The following is a 207-nucleotide window of genomic DNA, read 5'->3' on the forward strand; positions in this document are numbered from 1 at the left end:
CCCGCGACCCTCGCCTTGGCAAGGCGATGCTCTACCGCTGAGCCACGTCCGCAAAAATCAATGCGCGTGAAGGGACTCGAACCCCCACGTCAAGGACGCTAGATCCTAAGTCTAGTGCGTCTGCCAATTCCGCCACACGCGCATGTGATTATATGGTGAGCCATGAAGGGCTCGAACCTTCGACACCCTGATTAAAAGTCAGGTGCT

1 tRNA gene is annotated in these 207 nt (G+C 56.5%); it reads right to left on the reverse strand.

The features are described 5' to 3' along the window. Positions 1 to 61 precede the first annotated feature (61 nt). Positions 62 to 142, reverse strand: a tRNA-Leu gene (locus GQY27_RS21400). Between the last annotated feature and the right edge of the window lie 65 nt (positions 143 to 207).

The organism is Paenibacillus sp. An7 (genome assembly GCF_009870785.1).
GTDB lineage: Bacteria > Bacillota > Bacilli > Paenibacillales > Paenibacillaceae > Paenibacillus.